The organism is Clostridium muellerianum (assembly GCF_012926525.1).
Classification (GTDB): Bacteria; Bacillota; Clostridia; order Clostridiales; family Clostridiaceae; genus Clostridium_AM; species Clostridium_AM muellerianum.
In genome coordinates, this window is the sequence record NZ_JABBNI010000007.1 from 141,101 (window position 1) to 166,271 (window position 25,171).

At 28.7% G+C, this 25,171-nt stretch carries 25 protein-coding genes; 14 read left to right on the forward strand and 11 right to left on the reverse strand.

The window, feature by feature from the left end:
- Window positions 1-71: 71 nt before the first annotated feature.
- Window positions 72-2,153, reverse strand: a complete 2,082-nt coding sequence (locus HBE96_RS03510; RefSeq protein WP_169296376.1) for a methyl-accepting chemotaxis protein — start codon at window positions 2,151-2,153, stop codon at window positions 72-74.
- Between the two features lie 774 nt (window positions 2,154-2,927).
- Between HBE96_RS03510 and HBE96_RS03515 the strand changes: the two genes are divergently transcribed.
- The 3 genes from HBE96_RS03515 (at window position 2,928) to HBE96_RS03525 (ending at window position 4,946) form a co-directional block, all read left to right on the forward strand.
- Window positions 2,928-3,410 (forward strand): RNA polymerase sigma factor, encoded by a 483-nt coding sequence (locus HBE96_RS03515; RefSeq protein WP_169296377.1) that lies wholly within the window; start codon window positions 2,928-2,930, stop codon window positions 3,408-3,410.
- A complete protein-coding gene (locus HBE96_RS03520) occupies window positions 3,403-4,173 on the forward strand; it encodes a hypothetical protein (protein WP_169296378.1) in 771 nt (256 codons plus the stop codon). The genes HBE96_RS03515 and HBE96_RS03520 overlap by 8 nt, the downstream gene beginning before the upstream one ends.
- Window positions 4,174-4,742: 569 nt before the next feature.
- A complete protein-coding gene (locus HBE96_RS03525; protein WP_169296379.1) occupies window positions 4,743-4,946 on the forward strand; it encodes a GHKL domain-containing protein in 204 nt (67 codons plus the stop codon).
- Here the strand turns inward: HBE96_RS03525 and HBE96_RS03530 are convergent.
- Window positions 4,938-5,075 carry a hypothetical protein gene (locus tag HBE96_RS03530; RefSeq protein ID WP_169296380.1) on the reverse strand — a complete coding sequence of 46 codons (138 nt, stop codon included), beginning with the start codon at window positions 5,073-5,075 and terminating at the stop codon, window positions 4,938-4,940. The two genes, HBE96_RS03525 and HBE96_RS03530, sit on opposite strands and share 9 nt — an antisense overlap.
- On the reverse strand, window positions 5,072-5,644 hold the full coding sequence (locus HBE96_RS03535; RefSeq protein WP_169296381.1) for an accessory gene regulator ArgB-like protein: 573 nt from the start codon (window positions 5,642-5,644) through the stop codon (window positions 5,072-5,074). The genes HBE96_RS03530 and HBE96_RS03535 overlap by 4 nt, the downstream gene beginning before the upstream one ends.
- A 1,018-nt stretch (window positions 5,645-6,662) precedes the next feature.
- Here HBE96_RS03535 and HBE96_RS03540 point away from each other — a divergent pair.
- Together HBE96_RS03540 and HBE96_RS03545 are read left to right on the forward strand one after the other, a co-directional pair.
- Window positions 6,663-7,337 (forward strand): response regulator transcription factor, encoded by a 675-nt coding sequence (locus tag HBE96_RS03540; RefSeq protein WP_169296382.1) that lies wholly within the window; start codon window positions 6,663-6,665, stop codon window positions 7,335-7,337.
- Complete coding sequence (locus HBE96_RS03545; RefSeq protein ID WP_243186816.1) at window positions 7,334-8,347, forward strand: sensor histidine kinase; 1,014 nt, start codon at window positions 7,334-7,336, stop codon at window positions 8,345-8,347. Before HBE96_RS03540 ends, HBE96_RS03545 begins: the two co-directional genes overlap by 4 nt.
- Before the next feature lie 519 nt (window positions 8,348-8,866).
- Here the strand turns inward: HBE96_RS03545 and HBE96_RS03550 are convergent.
- The 5 genes from HBE96_RS03550 to HBE96_RS03570 form a co-directional block, all read right to left on the reverse strand.
- Entirely contained in the window at window positions 8,867-10,309 is a 1,443-nt protein-coding gene (locus HBE96_RS03550) for an MDR family MFS transporter (RefSeq protein WP_169296383.1), read from the reverse strand.
- A 194-nt stretch (window positions 10,310-10,503) separates the two neighbouring features.
- Complete coding sequence (locus tag HBE96_RS03555; RefSeq protein WP_169296384.1) at window positions 10,504-11,106, reverse strand: TetR/AcrR family transcriptional regulator; 603 nt, start codon at window positions 11,104-11,106, stop codon at window positions 10,504-10,506.
- 263 nt (window positions 11,107-11,369) lie between these two features.
- The gene (locus tag HBE96_RS03560) at window positions 11,370-11,819 is read right to left on the reverse strand and encodes a hypothetical protein (protein WP_169296385.1); all 450 of its coding nucleotides are present in this window, start codon (window positions 11,817-11,819) and stop codon (window positions 11,370-11,372) included.
- A gap of 16 nt (window positions 11,820-11,835) precedes the next feature.
- Window positions 11,836-13,011, reverse strand: a complete 1,176-nt coding sequence (locus HBE96_RS26145) for a 4Fe-4S binding protein (RefSeq protein ID WP_169296386.1) — start codon at window positions 13,009-13,011, stop codon at window positions 11,836-11,838.
- A complete protein-coding gene (locus HBE96_RS03570; protein ID WP_169296387.1) occupies window positions 13,008-13,643 on the reverse strand; it encodes a sulfite exporter TauE/SafE family protein in 636 nt (211 codons plus the stop codon). Before HBE96_RS03570 ends, HBE96_RS26145 begins: the two co-directional genes overlap by 4 nt.
- Window positions 13,644-13,962: 319 nt before the next feature.
- Between HBE96_RS03570 and HBE96_RS03575 the strand changes: the two genes are divergently transcribed.
- Window positions 13,963-14,961 carry a DUF4003 domain-containing protein gene (locus HBE96_RS03575; RefSeq protein WP_169296388.1) on the forward strand — a complete coding sequence of 333 codons (999 nt, stop codon included), beginning with the start codon at window positions 13,963-13,965 and terminating at the stop codon, window positions 14,959-14,961.
- A gap of 235 nt (window positions 14,962-15,196) precedes the next feature.
- Here the strand turns inward: HBE96_RS03575 and HBE96_RS03580 are convergent, their stop codons facing one another.
- Window positions 15,197-16,219 (reverse strand): PLP-dependent cysteine synthase family protein, encoded by a 1,023-nt coding sequence (locus HBE96_RS03580; RefSeq protein WP_243186817.1) that lies wholly within the window; start codon window positions 16,217-16,219, stop codon window positions 15,197-15,199.
- Window positions 16,220-16,554: 335 nt separating this feature from the next.
- Here HBE96_RS03580 and HBE96_RS03585 point away from each other — a divergent pair, with 335 nt between their 5' ends.
- The 6 genes from HBE96_RS03585 (at window position 16,555) to HBE96_RS03595 (ending at window position 19,128) form a co-directional block, all read left to right on the forward strand.
- The gene (locus HBE96_RS03585) at window positions 16,555-17,073 is read left to right on the forward strand and encodes a metallophosphoesterase family protein (RefSeq protein ID WP_243186818.1); all 519 of its coding nucleotides are present in this window, start codon (window positions 16,555-16,557) and stop codon (window positions 17,071-17,073) included.
- Window positions 17,074-17,088: 15 nt separating this feature from the next.
- Window positions 17,089-17,394, forward strand: a complete 306-nt coding sequence (locus HBE96_RS26150; protein ID WP_243186819.1) for a zinc-binding metallopeptidase family protein — start codon at window positions 17,089-17,091, stop codon at window positions 17,392-17,394.
- 18 nt (window positions 17,395-17,412) lie between these two features.
- A complete protein-coding gene (locus tag HBE96_RS26155) occupies window positions 17,413-17,829 on the forward strand; it encodes a M20/M25/M40 family metallo-hydrolase (RefSeq protein WP_243186820.1) in 417 nt (138 codons plus the stop codon).
- A gap of 42 nt (window positions 17,830-17,871) precedes the next feature.
- Window positions 17,872-18,165 (forward strand): peptidase dimerization domain-containing protein, encoded by a 294-nt coding sequence (locus HBE96_RS26160; protein ID WP_243186821.1) that lies wholly within the window; start codon window positions 17,872-17,874, stop codon window positions 18,163-18,165.
- Complete coding sequence (locus HBE96_RS26165; RefSeq protein WP_243186822.1) at window positions 18,144-18,425, forward strand: hypothetical protein; 282 nt, start codon at window positions 18,144-18,146, stop codon at window positions 18,423-18,425. Before HBE96_RS26160 ends, HBE96_RS26165 begins: the two co-directional genes overlap by 22 nt.
- A 151-nt stretch (window positions 18,426-18,576) precedes the next feature.
- Window positions 18,577-19,128: a TetR/AcrR family transcriptional regulator gene (locus HBE96_RS03595; protein WP_169296389.1), complete on the forward strand. Its 552-nt coding sequence runs from the start codon at window positions 18,577-18,579 to the stop codon at window positions 19,126-19,128.
- Window positions 19,129-19,285: 157 nt separating this feature from the next.
- Here HBE96_RS03595 and HBE96_RS03600 read toward each other — a convergent pair whose 3' ends face one another.
- A complete protein-coding gene (locus HBE96_RS03600; RefSeq protein ID WP_243186823.1) occupies window positions 19,286-21,280 on the reverse strand; it encodes a methyl-accepting chemotaxis protein in 1,995 nt (664 codons plus the stop codon).
- 694 nt (window positions 21,281-21,974) lie between these two features.
- Between HBE96_RS03600 and HBE96_RS03605 the strand changes: the two genes are divergently transcribed.
- A complete protein-coding gene (locus HBE96_RS03605; RefSeq protein WP_169296390.1) occupies window positions 21,975-22,685 on the forward strand; it encodes a histidine phosphatase family protein in 711 nt (236 codons plus the stop codon).
- Between the two features lie 159 nt (window positions 22,686-22,844).
- Here the strand turns inward: HBE96_RS03605 and HBE96_RS03610 are convergent, their stop codons facing one another.
- Window positions 22,845-23,906 carry a M20 family metallopeptidase gene (locus HBE96_RS03610; RefSeq protein ID WP_169296391.1) on the reverse strand — a complete coding sequence of 354 codons (1,062 nt, stop codon included), beginning with the start codon at window positions 23,904-23,906 and terminating at the stop codon, window positions 22,845-22,847.
- 278 nt (window positions 23,907-24,184) lie between these two features.
- On the opposite strand from HBE96_RS03610, the gene nudC reads away from it, so the two are divergent.
- Window positions 24,185-25,027 (forward strand): NAD(+) diphosphatase, encoded by an 843-nt coding sequence (nudC, locus tag HBE96_RS03615; RefSeq protein WP_169296392.1) that lies wholly within the window; start codon window positions 24,185-24,187, stop codon window positions 25,025-25,027.
- The last annotated feature ends 144 nt before the right edge of the window (window positions 25,028-25,171 follow it).

Consider the following 25,171-nt stretch of genomic DNA (forward strand, 5'->3'; position numbering starts at 1 on the left):
AAAGTGGTGTATTTGTATTAGGCATCTTAAAAAATAGACTAGCATATGGACTTGTTATTTTTGAAGATGCATTAGTTTAATTTGAAAGTTTTTATTGATTCATTGAGAGTAGAGGCCATCTTGTTTAAATCTTCTGCTAGTGCTGTTACTTCTTCCATAGCTGCGTTTTGTTCTTCTGTTATAGCTGAAACATGCTCAGAAGATGCTGAGAGAGTTTCTGATACTTTTGCTGCATCTTCCATAAGTATAAGCAGTTGATCTCTACTAATAAGTACATTATCAAGGCTGGATGCAGTAGTAATAATTTTGTTTACTACATCCTGAATTTTTGAGGAAATTTCATTAAAGGTTTCACCGGTATATTTAACTGCATCATTTTGGCTTTTTACTACAAGTTCTGCCTGTGATATAGCCTTATTGGCGTTGTCAATATCCTTTTGAACATTGGATATAATATCTTTAACATGGTGACTTGATGCGGCAGTATCTTCTGATAACTTTCTAACTTGATCAGCAACTACAGAAAAACCCTTTCCAGCTTCACCGGCTCTTGCAGCTTCTATAGCAGCATTTAAAGCTAAAAGATTAGTCTGTTCTGAAATTGAAGTTATAGTATCTGCTATATTTCCTATTATATTAGCTTTTTCACTTAGAGAATTTACAACTAGTGCTATATTGTTTATAGATTGATTATTTTCTTTTGCAGCGGTTTCTAAGCTGCCAATAACATTAACCCCTTTAGTGCTAACAGTATATATTTTTTCAGCAGAGCTCTTTCCTTCATTCATATAATTTGTCATGATAGAAATTTCATCTGACAATTTTGTAGTTGTATCAAGTCCAGTAATAGAGTTTGAAGTTTGTTTTTCAGCAGCAGCAGCAACATCTGAGATATTTAAGGTAACCTGTTCAATAGATTGAGAAGTTGCATCAGTGTTAATTGCTAAAGTTTTAGCTGAATTTGTTACAAGGTTTGAAGTATTGCTTATATTGTTAATAAGATCTCTAATTTGAGATATCATGCAATTAAAGTTGAAGCTTAAGTTTCCAATTTCATCTTCACTTTTATGCTTACATTCAACTGTTAAGTCTCCTTCAGATGCTCTTTTCATTAAAGATACCAGGTCAAGAATAGGTTGTGTAAATTTTTTAGCTAATAAATATATTAATATGGCAATTAGTATTAATAATCCTAATGCTATAAAGGTGTTCTTAAGTTGAGTAGATTTTATTACTGACATAGCATAGGCTTTGTTTTCAACGGTTACTACTGCCCAACTCTGTGATTGACCAGGAAGCTTTATTGCAGTATAGGCACCTAGCATTTCTTTTTTATTACTATCTGAGTATTCAACAACACCAGATTCTCCCTTTAGTGCTTTTCCAACACTTTCTTTTAGCGCTTGGGGAATAGCTATATCTTCAAGTTTAGTTTTTAGATTTCCTGATGTATCTTTTTCTACATTACCAGAAGCATCTTTAACTAATACTGTTTTTTTCAAAGTTTTATAATTATAAAGTTCTGAAACTTGAGCTTTATCAGGATGAGCAATTACAACACCTTCACTATCTAAAACAAATGAGTAGACGTTTTTACCATCTGAATACTTGTCTACAAGTTTTTGTAATTCATTTAATTTGAGATCAGCCCCAAATATTCCTAGCATATTGGAATTTTTATCAAGAATAGGGTGAAATATTGAAGTTACAGCCATATTTCCGCTTGTAGAGTAGTAGGATTTACTAACAAAAGGTTTTTTATCCTTCATAATTTGAGTAAACCACCATCTATTAGATCTATCTCCTAATTCTCCAGAGGAGCGAGCTGTTTGTTTTCCATAAGTATTTTGAATATAAAATAAGTCGAAATAAGTATTTTTGGCTAAAGTGTTTATAAGCATTTCTTTCTGATCTTCTGCATTGAAATCAACGGTTGTTTTGTTTTGGGCCATTTCTTCAGTAAGTGTGTAGGCTTTATCTATAAAATCCTTAACACCATCAGATATTGTAGACGAAAGTTTTTTATTACTATTGATTACACTAGAAGATATGTTGCTTGAAAAGTAGTAATAACATACGAAATTAGTAATTAGAACTGGTAATAATACTAATAATACTGCAAAAGTAATTAATCTGTTTTTAATAGATTTCATAGAGTATCTCCTTTAAAATTAATGTTTATAAGGGGGAATTATTTTGTATGATACTTGTCTGCTTTTATAAAATATTTTAACATAACTAAGTGAAAACTTCTAGTACCATTATGACAATATATTACAAAATAATTTAAAATTTTTCAAGAGAATTGCAGTATTTTTAAAAGCATCCCTACTTAAATTTGAAATAATCTAAAAAAATTCAAGTAAACAAAGCTTAATATAAAATTATAAAAACAAATATTTAAGAGACATTTAAAAGTTATATCGGTGCTATTATACTTTCATTAACTCTAAAAATTTCCTCAAGCGATATACATTTAACACCTGAAGTTTTTAAAGAAGTAGGGCCTTGATATATTAAACTTGAACAAAGCACTAAAACCTTAAGTAGAGAAGAAGTTCAAATGGTGAAGCTTGCAGAAGCACTTAGCAGAAAAACTAAAGAAAAAATTGTATATATATTTGATGAGTGTATAAATGGGCTGCATTTTCATTATGTATCCCAGTTGCTTGACATCTTTAATAAATTTCTTAAGATATCCTATTATTCAGAAATGAATTTTATGATATCTTTGTTTTGTAATTAATTTACAAGATACAGCTTACATCTTTAGGTTAAATTATCATGAAAATAAATTTAGTTTTAGATATTATAAAAAAGTTTAAATTTAAATGAAAATAAAATGAACCATTTAGTACATATATCCATCTAACTAGTGTAAAGCAAAAAAGTAGCGCTACAGTTTGCAAAGAAAGGTAGGAAATCAATTGAATAAGGAAACATTTATAGCTAATGTCCTTGAAGCTGAATCTACTTTATATCACGTATCTAAATCAATTTTGACTCATGATCAAGATTATGAGGATGCAGTTCAAGGGGCAATTTTAAAAGCCTATGATAAAATAGATACACTTAAAAAAGAACAATATTTTAAAACATGGCTAACTAGGATACTCATAAATGAATGCTATGATTTAAAACGCAAAGAGTATCCTGAGGTATCTTATGAAGACTACTTTGAGTCTGCTAAAGTTGATGAGAGAAAGAATTATAGAGAATTATATCTGGCAATTCGAAACTTACCAGAACGTATTCGTATTACAATTGTTCTTTATTATGTAGAGGGATATTCAGTAGAAGAAATTAAACAGATTTTAGAAATACCTTCAGGAACCGTAAAAAGTAGATTGGCAAAAGGACGAAAATTATTAAAAATAAAGTTAGAGAATATGGAGGCAATTTATGAGTAATTATGATTGGAATAGTGTCTTTCCAGATACACCTGAAAGTTTTAAAAATAAGGTAAGTGCAACGTTAAATAGTTTACCAGATAAAAAGGAGATTGATAAAATGAAAAATGTTAAAGTATTCAAAAAAGGATCAATTAGGAAAAAAATTATAGGTGCATTAGTAGCTACTATGGTAGTAGGAACAACTGTATTTGCTGCAGGAAAAGTAACTTCTATAACTTCACATTCAAGTAATATACCAACATATACTACTATACCTACAGTACAACAAGTAAAGAAGGATTTCGAATGTAATCCTAAATTAGTTAATAAATTTGACAATGGATACACTTTTGTAAATGGATATATTGGAGATAACAAAGGAACTGATGATAAGGGCAATTTTGCAGGAAAAACAAAATCACTTGACTTTGATTATGCAAAAGGAAATGATAAATTAAGTCTTGATATGGAAAATGGAAGGTTAGGTGAAAGATCAAAGAAGGAGACTGTTGCTGCTAATTATAAGGGTATAGATTTATATTATTATTCATATACTAATAAATTTGTGCCAGCAAATTATAAAATGACAGAACAAGATAAAAAGGATAAGGCATCTGGTAAATATGTATTTAGTTTTGGATCTGACAAGGAAAAAATGTCTCAAGTTCAAGGATTAAATTGGATGGAAGATGGAGTTTACTATTCTTTCTTAGGAATTGATTCTAATATATCAAAAGATGAATTAGTTAAAATGGCACAGCAGGTTATAAGTACCAAGTAAAACAATAGTGCATATAGATTTAAAGTTTTTTAAAATAAAATCCTTAGGAGGATGATTGTTTCTTATTATGAGAGACAATATTCATAGAAAGTCTATTTTATATTTAGATCTTCTATATAAAGCAGTAGCCATAATGAATTTTAATGTCATTATGGCTTTTTTTCAGTTCTTCAGATATGATAAATATTTTAATTAATTTTGGTGGTAGACATTGTGAAAGGAAACCACTAGAATTAATCTATAGAAATAGACGGGGGGATTTAGCATGTTCAAAATTATGATAGTAGAAGATGACTATGAGATAAGAGAAATAATTATAGAAAATATAAGTTTCATAGTATAGTAGCTCTTGCTTGCATTGGTGATGTACTGGTACCTGCTGCAATTACTATAACTCTTTATGTTTTGATTTATACTGGATATTACTTTTTGACAGTAAGATCTTATATTAAAATAATAGATTCAGTGGCATAAAATGTTTTTAAGTTATAATAAAATAGAGATAAAGTCTATCTATTGTAAATTTGGAATACATAGATAGGTTTTATTTTTATATTTGATATTCTCCATTGAACTTCCTAGATATTGTAAGAAATTATTACGATTCTACAAATATTATTGATATTAGTTCAATATTAAAAAAAGGTTTTTCAACGAAAGGTGAAAATAGGGGATATGGATTGTATAATGTTAAAAAAATAGTAAAAAACAGTGGAGGCAAACTCCAACTGTTTTTTGAAAATGATCAAATAATATTTAAAATATTATTTTAAAAGATCTTTTGGTGGTTCAGGCTCTCCCCATAAAGCAAAAGAACCAGTAAGAGTAATAGTTTTAGAAACACTAACTAACATTAAAGCTAAAGTTAAGCAAAGCTTATTTTTAGTTGATGGATGTTTCATTTTAACACCTCCCTATGTGATAATATCAACTGTATAGATTGAATTGTAATTGTGGCTAGTCCACAATTAAATAAAAATGTATCAGTAATGTAAAAAAACAAAATTCCAAGCCATATTATAGTGAAAAAAATTGATAAAATTTTTAGTCTTATTAATCTATTAAAATTTTTAATAGGTCTTTTAGGGCTTGGACAAGGTGATTTTACAGCAACTGATAAAATATCTAAAATGGCAATTCCATAATAGATTTCGCTATATGTTTTAGGCATAATTGGTGCAACTAAAGAAGTTATTATGAATATAAATGCAGAAAATAGTAAACATTGATTAAATGTTTTAAGATGTATACCTCCTGAAAAAGTTCTAATAGAAATTAATATTACTAAGGAAAAGATAAAGAATTTAACTCTATGTAGAATGTAAAATAGAAGTATTAAAATTATTATTTTAATTACTTCACCTAATATAGCTTTTAGAGCGTAAATAGCCTTTTCTTTATCTGATTGGCTAATAGAACAATTTGAGGAAATATAATCCCCTATCATATTTGATAAAATATCTATTATCATAGCTCATCACCAGGTTAATTATAAATCTGCTTTTATAGGAAGTAAACACATTTGGTATAAAAAGTGTAAAAAGCGTAATAAAAAGTAAAAGAGGATATTTGATTTATATTTTCATACCAAAATTAAGTGTTTTAAGGACAATAGTATTGAATTTTATACAAAAATAAGTATTATTATAACTAACAAGCTTGTTATATTGTGATGCATCATTATAATATTTTGTTTGATTAGTAAAAACGTGAACATTGTAATATTATTATCTAATAGGGAGGTGAGCTAAAAAAGGTAAGGAATGATTTAAAACATTGTTTTGGCAAAACAACTCCAGCTGCTTAAACAGTGTCTAAAGTTGATAATAGTAATGACATTTATTTAAATTACGCTGTATACGTATTGTATGCAGATCCCCAACCTAGTATAATTTTATATATATAATGTCAAAATTTGTGTTATCAAGTGTAGAACTTTCTAGTACGGATATTATTAGAAATGTTAACGACATTTCGATTATGTTTAATTAAAAATTATTAATGAGCATTTTTATAGTCCTATCCCAAATAATAATGCTCTTAAAATTAAAAGAATGTTTATTGCAAATATGAGCGTGTATTTAATTATTTAGAATTAAAAATAATAGCATAAAAGATAAAGTAGTATAACGTTATGGAGAAATTTTTAAAAAAATTTCTCCATATTTTTATTATCTAAAAATCTACCTACTAGTGACTTTTTTAGTATAATCAATTAAGGCATCTTCAAAAAAATAGCAAGGCCAAATGTTAGTCTATTTTTTATAATACTGCGTCGACAGAACCCTTAGATAGCTTAAGCCTTTGCGGAACCTGTCTCCTTGTCTTACAAAAAATATCCGTCACATATTGGACTTGTTATTTTCTTTCAGATGCCTAAAATGATTAGCTGTAGTTAATTAAATAGTGTATTATGTTATTACAATAAACTTTATTAGAAAGGAAAAAGATAATGAACTTATTACATGTTCATTATGTAGGTTATACTTATGTTTAAAATACTTGTGATTGAAGATGACGAAATTATAGGAGAAGAAATAATTACTGCTTTGAAAAAGCATGGATACCAGGGCAAAAAAATTGAAGATTTTAACATGGTTATAGAAGAATTTATTAAATATAAGCCGGATTTGGTACTTCTAGATATAAACTTACCAATATATGATGGATTTTATTGGTGTGGAAAAATAAGAATGCTTTCAAAGGTGCCTATAATATTTATATCTTCAAGGGCTGAGGAAATGGATATTATAGTAGCAACAAATATGGGTGGAGACGATTATGTTAGTAAGCCATTTTCAATAAATATTCTGCTTACTAAGGTAAATGCAATACTCAGAAGAACTTATGCTTATTTTAATGATTTGGAATCAGATGTAATTACTCATAAAGGATTAATACTAAATTTAAAAGATGATACAATTATGTATAATGGGAAAAATCGTCAGCTTACTAGGAATGAATTTAAAATTCTTCATATACTTATGAAAAACAAAGGTTCTATAGTAAGTCGTGATAGGATTATAAGAAATCTTTGGGAGGATGAAAGTTTTGTTGATGATAATACTTTAACTGTAAATATTACAAGGCTTAGAAAAAAACTTAAGGATGTTGGCTTAGAAAATTATATTGAAACTCAAAAAAGCATGGGGTACATAGTATGAATTTAAGAGAATATTTAAGAGATAGAAGAAATTTAATCATTTTTTTTATAATACTAATGATATTCATAGGTGGTGTGATTTTCTTTGATAGATCTACAAGGATGCTAAAATCCAATGTGGAGTACCTAGTTATAGTTTTCTTATTAATGTTTATAATATATCTAGCAATTGATTATAGTATAATTAATTGCCATATAAGTAAAGTTAAAAAACTGCCTAAGGAAGGGTTAGATTGGATTCATAGTTTACCTTTACCTTTAAGCTCAGAACAGAAAGTTTACTTAGATACAATTAATACTTTATATGAAAATGCAAATATAAAAATAGAAAAGCTTAATGATAATAATAATGAAAGTTTTGAATTTTTAACCACCTGGGTTCATGAAATAAAAACACCTATTGCAGCTTCTAAGCTTATAATTGAAAATAATTTAAATAATGACAACGAAAAAATATTATACGGCATAGAAATGGAAATAGAGAAGGTTGAAGATTATATTCAGAAAGTATTATTTTATTCAAGAATAAATGATTTTTCTAAAGATTATAGAATAGATACCATTAAAATTCAGCATGTGGTAAAAGAAAGTATAAAGAGTGAGGCTTCCTGGTTTATAAATAAGAATATAAAATTAGAAGTAGGAAATTTAGATATAGAGGTTAATTCTGATTACAAATGGCTTCAGTTTATAATAAAGCAAGTCTTGGATAATGCTATAAAATATACAGCTAAAGGCGGAATTATAAAAATATATGCTAAAGTGGAACAAAAGGAGAAAATCCTGTACATAGAAGATAACGGCATAGGTATAAAAAAAGAAGATATTGAAAGAGTTTTTGAAAAAAGTTTTACAGGCTATAATGGAAGGATAAAGCATCATTCAACTGGAATGGGGCTTTATATAAGTCAAAAGCTTGCAGGAAAGCTGGGACACTATATAACTATAGATTCTGAGTATGGCAGCGGGGTAGAAGTTCTAATTCATTTTCCTTCTATAAATTATATGTGAGTACTTTCTAGGAACACTCACTTCATTAAGAAGTTTTAATTGCTTGAGATATTGAAAAATACCTACCTCTTCAAATGCGACGTCCTGCCGCTTTCAGAGCTTTTTCCGCCTTGACAAAAATTACGGTGTTTTTAGAGTAAGGAAACTCCTCTTCATTTTGTCAGAGGAGTAAGCGGTTCGCACAAAATCATAGATTTTGGCTCTCTGCTTAACAACTTCTAAAATTTGTTCGAATGTTACTGCACAATAAATATCAGCCTTCATAAAGCTTAACGTTTCTTCTTACTTCAGTTTACATATATAATTGTTATTCCTATTATCTTAAAACAGCAGGCTTCGTCTCAATTTTTAGAATCTAAATTATAAAATTATCAACATTAATATGTACAAATGAAGTTACTAGTTTGAATTTTAACTTTTATGTAGTGATGAAACACTTACCCTATATCATGAAGTAAAAGTTAAAATTCAAACTTTCACTATACTTTAAGTTGCGCTAATTATTTTGTGATTATAATATTATTTTACGCTATTTTTGGCTTTACTTTTTCTACTAAGGATTAAAGATAATATAAAACCTATTCCAATTAGTATAGCAGCAATTGTTATAGAATGACTAAAGCCACTATATATAGCATTTACTTGACTGCTTAGATTTGCTGTATTATTTATATTTTTTAAATAGATGTTTTGATAGGCTGTCATAACACCTACAAATAAAGCTGAACCTAAAGCACCAGCTAGCTGCATAGCAGTATTTACTATAGCAACACCATCTGCTTGATTTTTACCTGATAACTGGCTTAGTGCAGTGGTTTGACTAGTTGACATGGACATAGATATTCCTACCATTATAGCACAATATATAAGAGTAATTGTCCTTATAGGCGTTGATGGTGAAATACGTGATAATACAAAAGTAAAGATACATGCTACTAAGAAACCTAATGGAATTAATATATTACCGCCTATTTTATCATAAATTTTACCAACAAATGGAGTTAATACACATCCAAGAAGAATTGGTGGTAAGATAGCCATTGCTGATGCAAAAGAAGATGTATTTAAACCATTTTGTAGCAATAAAGGTAATATTACATTTATTGAAAAATTAAACATTTGCATTAATATAATGAGTAGTGTACCTATTGTAAATATAGGATGTTTAAATGATCGTATTTCAAGTATTGGCTGTTTTAAAGACAATTGGCGTTTTCCAAAGAAAATTAATGATACTAATCCAATTGCAAAAATAGTAGCTGTAGATGATAAACTTGAAGTACCAGCTGAACTTACTGAATATATAATGCCTGCAAAGCCTATAGTTGATAGCAATATAGATAAGTAATCAATTTTAGGTTTTGTTATAGCAGAGGTATTTTCTAAATAAATATAACCTCCAATAATGCAAATTAATAAAATTGGAATTAACATTATGAATAATGAGTGCCAACTAAAATATTGTAAAAGTAAACCAGAAACTGTTGGACCAAGTGCAGGTCCTAATGTGATTACGCAAATACATAATCCCATTATCGAACCACGTTTTTCTGGTGGGGTTACTACTAAAGCTGAATTCATCATAATAGGTATTAGCATACCAGTACCTAATGCTTGAATTACTCTTGAAATTAACAGTGCTGTAAAGGTACTGGAAAATACAGCACATAGAGTTCCTATTAAAAATATTATCATTGCGCTTAAAAATAGTTGTTTTGTAGTAAAAGTGTGAATAAGAAAAGCTGTAACTGGTACAAGAATTCCAACTACCAATACGTAGCCAGTAGTAAGCCATTGTGCCGTAGTAGCTGTAATATGCATTTCTACCATTAGCTTAGGAAATGCTACATTTAATATGGTTTCGTTAAATAGTGCTATAAAGCTTCCAAGTAGTAATACAAACATAATTGCTTTTGCATTGTACTCAGGCTTTTCTTCCGTATAAATTTTTTTTGCTTCCATTAATTATAATCTCCTTAAATATTTATCTAGACCAGTTTATATATTAAGAGGACAGAGGACAGTTAAGGAAGATTTTTCTATGCTACATTACAAAAAATCTTTAATTAAATTTTTCAATGCTCGTTTCGCTAAAACGAAACATTACTTATTTATATAAATTTAAAGATTCTTTTGCGTTAGCAAAAAATCAATCTTCACTGTCCTCTCAAAAAAGTTGAGTTATTTATATATGAATTTAGTAAAATACCTATTTGTTTACTGACTGTTAAGAAAGCTCTAGAATTTTTTTCAGTAACTGATATTGTAATAGCTCCTTCAATGATAACTTGAATAAAAATGCCTAACTCTTGTGCAGTTTCTTTAGAAAGTCCACTTTCAATTAGTTTTTTAGTATATACATTTTGTATATCTATAAAAGCTGACTCACAGGCTTTTCTTAAAGATTCAATTGATAAATAAGTTTCTAAAGCTATGAGACTTAAAGAAATGTCTTTTAATTTTCCGTCATTTTTTAAATCTTCTATTATATTTTTAATTACGGATTGTATAGCTTCAACTGGATTTGAGTATTTATCTAATGTATTTTTTAACCTTTTTTGAATAGTTTCACTGGAAAGTTTTATGGCTTCTAAAGCTAATTCTTCTTTTCCACCTGGAAAATAGTAATATAAAGAACCTTTAGGTGAACCACTTTCTTTTAAAATTTCATTTAATCCTGTGGCATTATATCCATTAACTTGAAAAAGCATTGCTGCTGCTGTAAGTATTTTTTCTTTTGAATCGGTTTTGTTTTTCATTGAATTAATGTCCTTTCTAATAATATAACAACTGGTCTATATATATTATATAGATATGCTTAAAAAAATGTCAACAGTAAATTAGATTAATTTTAAAGGTAAGATAATAAATAGAGTTATTGGAATCATATGGGGTCTGTATAAGACTACTGGACAAATTACTCATTGACATTAAGTAAACATGCCAGTTAAATACCATTTAAGCATTTAACCTCCACGGACCATAATTAAGTATAGTCAGTAGAGGTTATTTTTGTTAAAGTCTATTTTTTTAAGTTTACTCTTATGGCATAACCACTTTTTATTTTATATATTCCTTTTAAGGAAACTACATTTTTATTTAAAGACTTAAATTCAGAAGTATTGTTTTGTGGGTTATATTTAATTGAAAAATCATCTTTACCATCATCATCAAAATCTATATTTTGTGAAATTATATCAGGTGTATTTTTGCTTTCATAATCAACTTCTACAAATCCTTTAGATCTATCAGAAAAAAGCCCTTGAAATACAGGTTTGTGTATTTTTATTTGTGAGTCTTTAAAAGAAAGTGTTTTATATACTTCACCACCAGTATATAAAGGGGAAACCTTTAGTGAAGTTATGTAAGCAAACTTTTTAGCTAAAAAGTCATTGCCTATAAAAGTAGCTAGCACTACAAATAAAGCTAGAACAGCAGCAACATATCCTAAAAAAGCCTTCAATTTAATCATTTCATTCACCTTCCTTTTAAAAAAAACTGCCTGTAGTTATAAGTTTTAAAATTCTATACAATCCCTTAATCATAGTTCCACCACCAATTGTAAGTGCAAAAATGTAGGTAGGGTAAAGAAAAAGGTATCTTGATAAATTAGTTTTTATTCCTATTTTTGTTCCTTTTATATGATAAGATACAGCTGAAGCAGAGCATATATCTATACATTTTCCACATTTAGTACAAGTTATTAAAGCTTTTGAATTTGAAAGACTATTTTCATCTATAGAGTAAGTTGGACATTCTCTTATACATTTTTTACAATTTAAGCATTTACTTTTATCTATTCTTATTTCAAATATATTTATTTTGTTAGTAAAGGATTGAAAAGCACCGAAGGGACAAAATAGTCCGCATTGAGTTCTTTTTCCAGTAAGTATAGGAAGTACTATAACTAGAATTAAAAATAAAGAGTAGAAAACTATAGCTTTAATTAATACTACTGTAGAGGTTATTTGTTCTGCTTCTGTAACTGCTTTAAAAGGGCAAAGCCAATCACAATAAACAGGAGAAAGAGTAGCAGCAGATAACAGAACAATGGATATTAAAATAGCAAAGGATAAATAAGTCCATTTTTTATCTATTTTTAATTTTGGCCTTTTGCATAATGAAGAACAACCTTCATCAAGACCTCCATAAAAACAGGCCCAGCTGCAGAATCCGCGCCCGAAAGCTAAAGAAGCACCAAGCCAAATTATTATCATACTTGCAATGCTGGCAAATCCGGTTAAAAGAGAACCGGGGAAAATTATAGTTTTAGTTAAAGCAGCAGGTATTATAATCATGGGAATTACCATGTGGCAAAAAGGAGTTTCACCATTAATAAAAGTAGATTCATTATAGAAAATGCTGCCTCTTACTTCTATTAAATTAGTCATAAAACTGACTGCAAAAAGTAGTGCATAGGTTACAAAAAATATTTTTCTGTATTTATAGGTTTTCTTTGTGTATACCATGAGAAAAAATAGTGCATTTATAAAGATATAGCCTATGAAAAAAGAAATTTTCATTAAAGGTTCTTTTGGGAGAGTGCTGCCACCACTTAATAAGACAATACTTAATAATAATATTGGTATGCAAGCTATTATTGATTTTATGATTTTTTTATTGTTATTTATTTTTGTTATTTGTTTTGTTTCTAAATTATTCACTTTAACATCATCTCCTTAAAAAGCATTATGATTCCTGAATACATATAAAATATTCCAATTATTAAAGAACACATTTGGCCTATGAATTTAATTTGTTTTCCTTTTAAAATACCTATAAAAGGAATGGGTATAAAGTAAATGGTGGTGCCTATAAAGAAAGCAATAAAATATAAAATGCTGCTGATAATGTTGGAAAAAAAAGCAGCATCGGAAAAAGCTAAAATAAATGGCGGACATACATTTATGCCAGTTAAAAACCCTAAAAGCAGTACTGTAGCAAAGCTATTTCTTCTATTTGAGTGGTTAAAAATTTTACTAAAATATTTAATGTTGCAAGCTCTGTGGGATTTTGAAAATGTGTAAATTATAAGTATAAATGATAAAAATATATAAGACAGAGAAAATATAATTTCTTTATAGTAGGATTGTTTTATTATAAAGTTTCCTGTAATCCATGCTAAAAGAGCAAATAATATATAACCGAGAAGTCTTCCTAACATGAATTTGGATAAACAAATAAAATTCCATTTTGTCTTTTTATTCTCGCTTAAAATATAGGGAACAAACACAGGAATGCAAGAAGCAAGGCAATAGCCGCCACTTGAAAGTCCCAAAATAAATCCTTTGAACATATAAGGTACCTCCTTTTTTCTACAATTCTATTGTAGTTAATTTTATCAACCTAAACTATAGATTGCTTTTAACATGCAATATTGAGTATGTAAGATGCATTTAGATTAAATTGAAAGAAAGTTCATTTATTAACAATTATTTAAAAGTTATAATATGCTTGAAAAAAAGGATTATAGGGTCTTGTTATAGGATCAATGAATCTTAAGGTTTTCTTAAGGTTTTCTTTAATATTTTTTGAATGTTTTTTTTTAATATATATGTACAAGGTAAATGTTTTAAGTGATAATGAAATTAAGTTAAAATATGGAGGGAAACATTATGAATATAGAATTAAAAGGAAAAGTAAATTTAATGGTGGAAAATTATAAGGAACTAAAAGGCAATTTTAAATGGGATACAAACATATTAAAACATTTTTGTGCAATGATGAATGCCACAAGGTCAGAAAAGGTGAATATAGATAAAATTAAAGAAATAAAAAAATATATAAAAGAAGAAACAGGTTTGATATCTGACTATAGAGGAAATAATTTATTGATTATGGCAAGTCTTTTATGTTTTGAAGAGGATTATAAAAGCTTTTTTAAGAACATGGTATGGGTTCATGAAAAGATGAGCCAATATGGATTTAGAAAGAGTCCGTACTTACCACTAGCTACTTATACTATAGTTAAAGATGTGCCAGAAGAGCAGTGGAATCATAAGATTCAAAGAATGGATGAATTTTATAAAAGCATGAAGAAAAATCATTTTTGGTTAACTTCTACCGATGATTATGTTTTTGCTGCAGTACTTGCTGCTACAGAATTGGACGTAAAAGAAACTATGGAAAAGATAGAAGAATGTTATAAAGTTTTAAGTGAAGAGGGTTTTTGGAAGGGAAATGATCTTCAAACTTTATCTCATATTATGGCACTTGGCGAAGAGTCTGTTTATGAAAAATGTAAAAAGGCAAATTCGCTTTATAATAAACTTAAAAGTGAGAAATGTAAACTTAAATATAGTGGACTCGCAACGCTGGGAGTGTTAACCCTTATTTGTGAGGATGAAAATGAAATAGTTAGAGAAGTAAAAGAGGTTAATGACTTTATTTATGAAAAAGATGGATATGGTATGTGGAGTTTAGATAAATCCATGAGAACTATACTTTCAGCTAATTTAGTTTCTGATTTTTATATAGATGAAATGAAAAAAGGAGTACTTAAGGTTGCACTAGCAAATAGTATTAATGCTATTATTATTGCTCAAGAACAAGCAGCAATTGCAGCTTGCATTGCAGCAAGTGCTGCTGCATCTTCTTCATCAAGTTCATCATAAGAAAATAAGTGTAATTATAAACTTAACTTCCGTAGTTTAAAAATAATGTGAAGCAAAGTGCAGTAAAAGTTTGGATTTTAACTTATCCTATATCACTACATAAAAGTTAAAATCCAAACTAGTAACTTCAAGTATACACCGTATATTCAATGTGGACTCAACCTAAAAAGTTGTGTCGCAATGTGTTCACATTAAATATAAAAGAATTTATTGATCTGTTTATAAGTGTTATAACTTATCTGATAGCTTTAAATCCAATTAGTTCAATATTATGTGTCATATGATCAAGTTTTACAGGCTGTTCGTTCATGAGATCTGTAGACAAATATTTTTTATTGTCATCAGCAAATACTGTAACAATAACTGCATCTTTGTTTTTAAGAATATCCTGAGCCTTCAAAGCACCTAGGAAGTTTGCACCAGAAGAAATACCAACGCCAATACCGAAAACTCTGGAGAGTTTTCTTGCCATATTGATGGCATCACCGTCGTCAACCATTACAATATCGTCAAGCTCATCAAGTTTAACAATTTCAGGAATAAACTCATCACCGATTCCTGCAATTCTGTGAGGACCAACTATTTTTCCTCCTGAAGACATAGTTGGAGAATTGGCTGGATCAAGAGGAAATGCTTTGCAATTTGGATATACTTCTTGAACTGCCTTCATAATACCCATAATAGTTCCACCTGTACCAACACCTGCAACAATACCATCAGGCACTTTTCTGAATTTAGCAATTTGATCTAAAATTTCTTTACCAGTTGTTTTATAGTGAGCATCCACATTTAGGGGATTGGAGAATTGGTGAGGTAAGAAAGCTCCTTTTTCCACGCCCATTTTATCTGCTAATTTAATAGAACCTGTAAAGCCACCTTCCTCTTTAGAAACAGAACGAATAGTTGCACCAAGACTCTGCATAAGATTTACACGTTCCTTACTCATCCAATCTGGCATAAAGATTGTAACAGGATTTCCAAGGTAAGCACCAACTGCACAAAAAGCAATACCTGTATTTCCACTAGTTGCTTCAGCAATAGCATTACCTTCTTTTATAATTCCTGTTTCATATGCATTTTTCATGATATGATAGGCAATTCTATCCTTTATGCTTCCAGAATAATTATAATATTCTGCTTTGGCATAGACCTTTCTATCTTCACCTTTGTATTTAAGTGATATTTCAAGCATTGGTGTGTTACCAATCATTGCATCTAGTCCTTTGAATTTTTTTAACATTTTCTTACTTATAGTCATTGTTTATTACCTCCAATTATCAATATATGCAAAAAACTTGATTATTCTCACATATATAATAAAAAATATTATGATTTTGATAAACAAGTAACTTCAGTTATTTCTTGTAATAAATTTAATTTGTCACAGATTAGAGTAGTATACGGATAAGAAAATATTCTGTTTTTTTAATTCAGCCAATTTATCCCATTGCTACCATTGCTAATACCTCCATCTGAGTCTAAGAATTACTTGATTATTAACAGATATTTGAGATAGTTTTATAATAATAAAAAACTTCAAAAACCAAAAACTTATTTTTAGTTTTTAAAAAGGGGATTAGAGAGGCAAATGTATTGAATATCAAAGTAGGTATGATAAAAACAGTATTGAAAGCAACTGGTTTAATAAATTATAAAAAATATAAGTATTCTCAGGAATATAAAGATAATCTTAAATACATGGATTGGAGAGAAAAGCTTTGGTGGGGATATAAATTTTTTATTAAGCAGCCTGACATGGGACAAAGAGGAAATAATATTGAGGAATATTTTTTACATGAAAATTTGAAGTATAACCGACCAAAGAATTTTATTAAAAAGAGCAGCTTGTTTCTAACTGCTGCAGGTGATTTAAATGCATCGGCTCATATAAGGCCAGATAATACAGAAAACATGTGGGAAGATGTAGGTGATTTCTATTTTTCTGGAGATATTGTCGTGGCGAATTTGGAAGCACCATTAGATCCTAAACATTCTTCAAAGGGCGTGCCTACAGAATTTACAGCTCCACCTGCTGAAGACTTAAAAAGACTTAAAAAACATTTATATAAATGCCTGCTCCCAAAGGAACATGGTAATTTACTTGTAAAATAAATGGGAGGAATAAGTATGGGGATTAATATTGATGATTTTAGTATAAATTTACTTCAAAAGCTTATAGGCTTTAATACTACAAACCCTCCAGGAAATGAGAGAGAATGTATATTATTTCTTGAAGGTATTTTTAAAAGTGAAGGATTTAAAACCCAAATCATAGGCAAAAATGATGAAAGACTTAATTTATATGTTCATTATGAAGGAAAAGGCGAAGCACCTCCTCTACTTATGTATGGTCGTGTTGATGTTGTCACAACAGAAGGTAAAAAGTGGAAGCATGATCCATTTGCAGGGAAAATAAGTGATGGATGTATTTGAGGAAGAGGTACTCTGGATATGAAGGGTGCGGTTGCAATGATGTGTTCAGCGCTTATAAAAATGAAAAGGGAAAGAAAAAAGCCTTCTGGAGATATTATTCTAATGATTGTATGTGACGAAGAAAATGGTGGAATACAGGGTGCAAAATATGTATGTGATGAATATGCAGAACTTTTTAAAGATGTAAAATATGCTATTGGGGAAATTGGTGGATTTACTATGTATTTTGGAGAAAGAAAAGTTTATCCTATAATGATAGGTGAAAAGCAAAAATGTGATGTGAAAATGACATTTAAGGGTGAAGGTGGCCATGGTTCTATGCCTGTTAGGGGAGGAGCAGTGGGTCAGCTTGGATACATTTTGAATGCAATGGATAAAAAGTATATGCCTTGTCATATTATACCTGAAGTGAAACTGATGTTATCTGAACTTTGAGCTGTACTACCATCTCCATATAAAATTATTTTTAAATCACTGATGAATCCTATTACATGCAATAAAACACTTAAGCTTTTAAAGGGTAAAGGTAGATTTTTTGAACCATTGCTTCACAATACAATTACTCCTACAATTGTAAAGGGAGGAAAGAAAATTAATGTTATACCACAAGAAATAACTCTTGAGTTTGATGGTAGAATACTACCTGGATATGGTCCAGATAATCTTAAGAAAGAAATAAAAGCATTATTACTTGGAAGAGAAGTTAATATAGAAATTACGAACTTTGTAAAAGGGCCAATAAGCTTAATATGGGGCTTTACAAATTTTTAGTAAGTATTTTAAAGGAAAAGGACAATGATGGTGCACCAATACCTTATTTTGCAAGCGGAGTAACAGATGCAAGACATTTTTCAAAACTTGGAATACAGACCTATGGCTTTACACCAATGTATTTTGAAAAGGGTGTGGATTATTCTAAGCTTATACATTCCGCAAATGAAAGAATACCAATAAAAGCACTTAAGTTTGGTACAGATGCTATATATAAACTTCTTACAGGGTATGATAGCAGCATAATTTTAAAAAGTTAGGATTATGATTAAAACTTATTCATGTTATAATGTCAATGTAAAATAAGGTGTCACTATAAATTGTTTATTTACGTGAAGTGATAATTTATAGTGAACAAAATCATATATTGTAATCTTGTTGAACTTATTTTCAGCATAGGGAGGGAATAGCTTGAAAGAAAGAATACTTGATGCTGTTTACAGGCTTGTTAAAGTTAAAGGTATAAATGGCTTTACTATGAATGATATTTCAAAAGAGCTTCATATAGGAAAACAGACTATATACACATATTTCAAAAGTAAAGATGAATTAATGATAGAACTTGTAAGAAGCAGCTTAGAAGATAATAAAACTCTAACTGAAGAAGCTGTTGCAGAGGCTCATGAACTTAAAGAAAAACTAAAAGCGGCACTGATTTCATACCATAAATATAAGATACCTTTAGAACTTTTAGAGGAAATTAGAAAAATATATCCAGAATTATGGGGAATGTTAGAAGAACAGAGAAACTTTAAGCTTAAAATTGTAAGGGATATATTAGATGAAGGAATAGAAGATGGTGAAGTATCAAAAAAGATAAATCCACAAATTATAAATTATTTACTTGATAAGGTTACATTAGCCCTATTAAATGACGAATTTCTTCAGAAAAATAATACGACTTTAAATCAGGCTCTTGAAGAATTAATAAATCTCATTTTTTATGGGATACTTATAAGATAAAAGATTTGTTATCTTGCTAAAAACAATAAGGAAAAAGCAAAAATTTTGTAATGCATTCAATATTACATTATATAAAAAATAAGAGCAACTGTAGTTACTCTTATTTTTTAAAGTATATCTAGGAGATATCTCACAATCGCTATTTTTAAAAACTTATTTAAATTTTAAATTTAGAAATTTGGATTTTTAATTTATCAGCACAATCTTTTGCTTTAAACACCTGTTCTAATATATAACTTGAGTTATCATTAATTCCAAGTATTTTATCTGAAATGTTTACTAGTCCATTTGTTCCTTCACTTGCAGATTGTGTTACACTATCTATGGTTTTCAGTACATCACTAATTGATGCTAAAAGTTCTTGTGATGTGGAACTAAAATCTACTACTAAACTTTCTACAAATTTAGCATCATTACTATATTCATCTGCTACTGTAATCATTGACTTATAATCATTAGTTACATCGGTTTCCATAAACTTCAAAATGTTATTGGAATTTTGTGAAAGGTTTTTTACTGCCTCGATTACTTTATTAGTTATATTTTGTATTTTAGAAGCTGCATCTTTTGATTGTTCAGCAAGTTCTTTAATTTCTTCAGCTACTACTGCAAATCCTTTTCCTGCTTCTCCTGCTCTTGCAGCTTCAATAGCTGCATTTAAAGCTAAAAGGCCTGTTTGTTCTGTTATTTCCATAATGGTGTCTGAAAGTACATTTATTTCTTCTGCAACACTTGAGTTTTTTATGGCAATTTCAAGTTCTTTTGTTGTATTTGCAAACATTTCATAACCTTTTTTTTGAGACATTTGAATATTTTTTTTAGTTTTATTTGCCCTTTCATTTATTTTTTCAGCCTGCATTGCACCTTGTTGTGATTTTTTAGCTATACTTTGAGTAGCTTGACCTATTTCTTGTGATGCAGCTGACATTTCTTCAGCAGCAGCGGTTGTTTCTTCCATACCTGCTGATAATTCTTCTGTATTTGCTGATACATCTGTTACATCTTCACTTAAATTTGACATTTTATCTTTTACAGTAGTTACTATATTTTCTATTGTATATGATTCATCTCTTACTTGTTTTATTAATTCTATAATTGAACCTTTCATTGAAATTGTAGCATTGGCAAGTTGTCCTATTTCATCTTTCCTTCCTAATAAATAATCGCAGCTATTATCAGGAGTTAAATCTAAATTAGAAGTTCTATTTACTGATTTTGTTAAAGATATTATTGGATTTGCAATTTTTCCTCCAACGTATAAAGAAAATAAAATTGAAAGTGCTAGTACTGCAATTATTACTAAAGTAAATCCTATAAGTAATGAGTGTAATGGTTTTTCTAATTCACTTTTAGGTACTGTAATACCAACAATCCAATTACAAGAACTAATTTTACTGGTGACAAAATATTTTTCTTTATTATCAAAATCTTTTAATAAAGTTATTTGATTGTTTAATATTTTAGAAAATATTCCATTCATAATTGTGTTAATGTTTTTACTTTGATTTTTAGCAGGTTGAAAATCTTTATTAGGATGCACTATAAAATTATTTTTATTATCTAATAAAAATGTATAACTATTATTTATAGTTTTTGATTTTTCTAATGTAGTTGTAATTGTATCTAATTTGATATCACAACTTACAACTCCAATTATTTCATTGTTTTTTACTATAGGTCTAGATATAGAAACTATTAATTTTTTTGTAAGTTCATCTAAATACGGTTCAGAATAAACCAATCCATTTTTTTGGACAGCATTTTTATACCAATCTCTTTGAGTACAATCAAAATCTTCGTTAGGTACCCAACCAGATCCATCTAAATATCGCTTGTCTTTAAAACCTATATATGAACCTGCAGTGTTAGGATTATCCTTTGTCTTTTCTTTTAAATATTCTAAAATCTTATTATTATCATTTAGGTCCATTTGCTCAATATTGCTACCAATTTCTTTAACTATTTTTCCTTGACCATCAATCCAACCATTAATCATTTCAGAATATTTGCCTGATTGTGCAACAATCTTACCCTTAGATTCATTCATTATTAAATTGTAAGATATAAAATAACTTACTGAAGCTAGTACTAATAAACTTAGTATGCATATAGACGAGATAATTAACGTGATATTTTGTTTAATACTTTTCATGAATTATAACTTCTCCTTTTGTAAATATTTGCATAACCAAATAGAATTTGGTTATGCAAGTGACATTATATACCTAGTTTTATTCGTTTTCAACACTAGTTTTCATATTAATTCCAATTTAGCATAAAAGTAAATATAGTTTAAAGCAATGCATAGTTTACGGTGAAGCGTTTTCAAAATTTTTGTATAGAGTTATAAAAAAAGTCAAAAATTATCAATCTGTATATTAAAAATTCATGTATTAAAAATATGTGCTGAAAAATAATTAATATTCAAAAATAATAAATTTAGGTGTAAAATGCAAACAACAATCATTATTAAATAATAAATAATTTTAATGAAGTGATGTAGACAGAGATGGGAGGAATTAATTTGCAATTAAAAGTATTAAGACAAAAATAGGAACTTTTCTAATTTATACTGACAGTTTTTGTTCAATAGCTGCTGCTATTGTTTCAAATTAAGAATAAATATTATGTTATTTACGTTCTTAATACTTTGAAACATATAATATATAATGAAATACTATAAAAGATAAGTTATAATAATTATATGTATACATTGTCAGTACAAGAAAATTTATGCAAGAATCTTTTAGAATCAATGAAAGCTCTGTTTTTAATAAGCTTAAACTTTAAAGTGAAAACATACAAAATATTATTTGAAAATTTCATTTATAATTATGGAGGAAAGTATGACAGATAAAAATAAAGGAAAAGTTGTTATCTATTTAATGAGACATGGACAAACTATTTTAAATAAAGCTGAGAGAACTCAAGGCTGGTGCGATGGTGTTCTTACAAAAGAAGGTATAGAGGTAGCTGTAAACACTGGATTGGGACTTAGTAATATAAATTTTAAAGCAGCTTACAGCAGCGATTTAGGTAGAGCAGTAAAAACTGCAAAAATTGTTATAAGTGAAAATAAGGTTAGTACAAATTTAAAATTAAAAGAACTTGAAGGCTTAAGAGAGGTGTATTTTGGAAAATATGAAGGTGAGTTTCACAATATAATGTTTAATGACATACTTAATTATCTCAATGTAAGCTCAATTAAAGAAGCAGAAGCAAAATATGACTTTCAAAAAGAATATTGTAATGCTTGTGCTGCTTTAGATGAAACAGAAGAAGCTGAAAGTTATGACATTATAATAAAAAGATTAATGAAAAGCTTAAAGGATATATGTGAGGAAAATTCAAAGGATAATGGAGGAAATGTACTTATAGTAGCTCATGGTGGAGTGATTAGGTTGATTATTGATTATTTGGACAAGAGTTTTAGTGTGCGAGCTTTGGACAATTCTAGTATATCTAAAGTTGTATATGAAAATGAAAACTTTAAAGTTGAGTCTGTAAATGATACTAGTTATAGTGAAAAAGGAAAAGCTATGAATAAAACAATATAGAAAAATGTAACTATTTTGAAGTATTATGGTTGTTGCATTAAATAATTTACATGCAATATATAATTTATAGTAGTTGTTTTTAATGCAACAGCCGTAGAATAAGTAAATAACTGAATAATAAAAAGCAATTATAAAAATTGTGTTTGAAATTTATAAATTTTAATCTAAATTTGTTATAAAATCTATAAGCATTTGCTCATACGTATAAATAGAATCTATTATTACAAATTCATTATCACCATGCCAGTTTCCACCCGTAGGACCAAATTCTACAGCAGGAATGTCATACTTTGAATAAAATCTTGTATCAGCTGAACCATGCTGACCAAATACATTAGCTTTATTATTAGATATATTACTAATTGATTTTTCTAATTTTTGTACATATAAATCATCAATTTTAGTTTTTACAGGATCTCCTGTGGAGTCAACGTTTACTTTAGTACCAGTAATTTCTTCAATTTGTTTTATTATTACTTCTGGATCTTGTTCTGGAAGAAATCTTATATCAAGATACATTTTACAATAATCAGGTACTTTATTATAAACATCTCCACCTTCAATTTTTGATAAATTAATAGAAGGGCAACTATAAAGTTCTGATTTTTCTTTAGTGAAAGGCAAATTTGTAATTTTTTTAAAAGCTTCATAGGCTTTAATTATAGCGTTATCTCCTTCCCAGGGTCTGCTGCCGTGAGCAGATTTTCCGGTAAACTCTAAATAAAGCTGTAATATACCTTTTGCTTGTATGCCTATTCCTAATTGAGTAGGTTCGCCACAGATTACAAAATCTCCTCTAAAACCGTTATCAACTAGGTGCTTTGAGCAATTGAAGCCTCCTGTTTCTTCATCTGTAACTAATTGAAGCTGTACCTCACAGTTTAAATTTTCATTTTTAAGCTTCAATATTGTAGAAATCATGGCAGCAGCTCCAGATTTCATATCAGCACTGCCTCTTCCATAAAGTTTTTCGTTTTCTACATGAGGTATAAATTGTTTATCTTTTCCAGGAACAACATCTAAATGCCCGTTTAATATTATTTTTTTATTTCCACTTCCAATAGTGCATGTTAGAGTTTTAAAGCCGTTACTTTCAATTACTTTTGTTTTTAATCCATTGCTTAGTAATAAATTTTCACAAAAGTTTATAGCTTTGTTTCCTCCCTCTAAATTTGAACTATCAATTTTAATGAGTTTTTTTGTAATTTCTATACAATCCATTTTGTAAAACCTCCCATTAGTATGCATATAATACAAGTTAAGCAAAAAACATACCAACAATATTGTAATATATTTTTATTGATAAATTATCAATTATTAGTTAAAGTTTTGTATATAGATTAATTTTAACACAAGGTTAAAGAAGAGTATGGCAGTTTTTACAAATGGTAATTATAGATTATTAAAATAAAAATCTATAAAATGGCTAAAAAACGGGTGGAATTAATGACCTAATTAGCCTATAAATACAAATTAGAAAGGTGGAATTATAATAAATAATGAAGAGAGAAAGTATTTATAAAAGATATAGCCCTAAGTTTAAGCAAACTAAAGAAAATGATAATAATACATATTGGTTTATATTCAATTCCGATAAGCTTTTAGTGAAAATGACAGATAATGTGGCTAATATACTAACATCGGAAAGTATAGAAGAACTAAAGGTTCCTTTTATAAGTACAAACTATATGGGAACTTTAAATGGACATAATTGCTTTGCCGCAATTACAAATGTTGATGAAGTTAAGCTATCAGGTATGTGTTTTAAGTCATTGAGATCATTATATGATTATTTAGCCGAAGATATATTTTTATTAGCAGGAAAAGCCTTGCAAATTGCAAAATGGGAGGAAACTCATAAATTTTGTGGAAGATGTGGAAGTGCTACAAATACAGTGGAAGGTGAATATGCTAAAGTTTGTCCTAAATGTGGATTTACAAGTTATCCTCGTATTTCACCAGCTGTGATAACAGCCGTAATAAAAGATGGACAAATATTACTGGCGCATAATAAATCCTTTCCAGGCAATGTACACAGTATTATTGCTGGATTTGTGGAACCTGGTGAAACTCTTGAAGAATGTGTTAGAAGAGAGATATTTGAGGAAGTAGGAATTAAGGTTAAAAATATAGAATACTTTTCAAGTCAGCCCTGGCCCTTTCCCAATTCTTTAATGGTAGGTTTTGTTGCTGAATATGAAAGTGGTGAAATATCTGTGGATGGTGAGGAAATAACTAAAGCAGAATGGTTTAAGGATCTTAGTACTATTGAATTACCATCTAAAATGAGTATAGCAAGGGAAATTATAGAATGGTACAGAGAGAAGTATTGTTCAAAGTAAATTTTAACTTAATATAATAAGCATATTGCGACGTAAGTAACCGAAGAAACGTTAAGCTGTATTACGTCTGATATATGTTGTGCAGGAACACTCGCTTCATTTAAGAAGTTCTAATGCCTGAGATATTAAAAAATGCCTACCTCC

What these genes read in the sequence shown, in the direction of transcription:
- HBE96_RS03510 (WP_169296376.1), bottom strand. Translation starts at nt 2,153, where the DNA reads ATGAAATCTATTAAAAACAGATTAATTACTTTTGCAGTATTATTAGTA.
- HBE96_RS03575 (WP_169296388.1), top strand. Translation starts at nt 13,963, where the DNA reads ATGAATATAGAATTAAAAGGAAAAGTAAATTTAATGGTGGAAAATTAT.
- HBE96_RS26160 (WP_243186821.1), top strand. Translation starts at nt 17,872, where the DNA reads ATGAATCCTATTACATGCAATAAAACACTTAAGCTTTTAAAGGGTAAA.
- HBE96_RS26155 (WP_243186820.1), top strand. Translation starts at nt 17,413, where the DNA reads ATGAAGGGTGCGGTTGCAATGATGTGTTCAGCGCTTATAAAAATGAAA.
- HBE96_RS03540 (WP_169296382.1), top strand. Translation starts at nt 6,663, where the DNA reads ATGTTTAAAATACTTGTGATTGAAGATGACGAAATTATAGGAGAAGAA.
- HBE96_RS03570 (WP_169296387.1), bottom strand. Translation starts at nt 13,643, where the DNA reads ATGTTCAAAGGATTTATTTTGGGACTTTCAAGTGGCGGCTATTGCCTT.
- HBE96_RS03545 (WP_243186816.1), top strand. Translation starts at nt 7,334, where the DNA reads ATGAATTTAAGAGAATATTTAAGAGATAGAAGAAATTTAATCATTTTT.
- HBE96_RS03580 (WP_243186817.1), bottom strand. Translation starts at nt 16,219, where the DNA reads ATGACTATAAGTAAGAAAATGTTAAAAAAATTCAAAGGACTAGATGCA.
- HBE96_RS03535 (WP_169296381.1), bottom strand. Translation starts at nt 5,644, where the DNA reads ATGATAATAGATATTTTATCAAATATGATAGGGGATTATATTTCCTCA.
- HBE96_RS03550 (WP_169296383.1), bottom strand. Translation starts at nt 10,309, where the DNA reads ATGGAAGCAAAAAAAATTTATACGGAAGAAAAGCCTGAGTACAATGCA.
- nudC (WP_169296392.1), top strand. Translation starts at nt 24,185, where the DNA reads ATGAAGAGAGAAAGTATTTATAAAAGATATAGCCCTAAGTTTAAGCAA.
- HBE96_RS03520 (WP_169296378.1), top strand. Translation starts at nt 3,403, where the DNA reads ATGAGTAATTATGATTGGAATAGTGTCTTTCCAGATACACCTGAAAGT.
- HBE96_RS03530 (WP_169296380.1), bottom strand. Translation starts at nt 5,075, where the DNA reads ATGAAACATCCATCAACTAAAAATAAGCTTTGCTTAACTTTAGCTTTA.
- HBE96_RS03555 (WP_169296384.1), bottom strand. Translation starts at nt 11,106, where the DNA reads ATGAAAAACAAAACCGATTCAAAAGAAAAAATACTTACAGCAGCAGCA.
- HBE96_RS26150 (WP_243186819.1), top strand. Translation starts at nt 17,089, where the DNA reads ATGGGGATTAATATTGATGATTTTAGTATAAATTTACTTCAAAAGCTT.
- HBE96_RS03605 (WP_169296390.1), top strand. Translation starts at nt 21,975, where the DNA reads ATGACAGATAAAAATAAAGGAAAAGTTGTTATCTATTTAATGAGACAT.
- HBE96_RS03560 (WP_169296385.1), bottom strand. Translation starts at nt 11,819, where the DNA reads ATGATTAAATTGAAGGCTTTTTTAGGATATGTTGCTGCTGTTCTAGCT.
- HBE96_RS03600 (WP_243186823.1), bottom strand. Translation starts at nt 21,280, where the DNA reads ATGAAAAGTATTAAACAAAATATCACGTTAATTATCTCGTCTATATGC.
- HBE96_RS26165 (WP_243186822.1), top strand. Translation starts at nt 18,144, where the DNA reads ATGGGGCTTTACAAATTTTTAGTAAGTATTTTAAAGGAAAAGGACAAT.
- HBE96_RS03610 (WP_169296391.1), bottom strand. Translation starts at nt 23,906, where the DNA reads ATGGATTGTATAGAAATTACAAAAAAACTCATTAAAATTGATAGTTCA.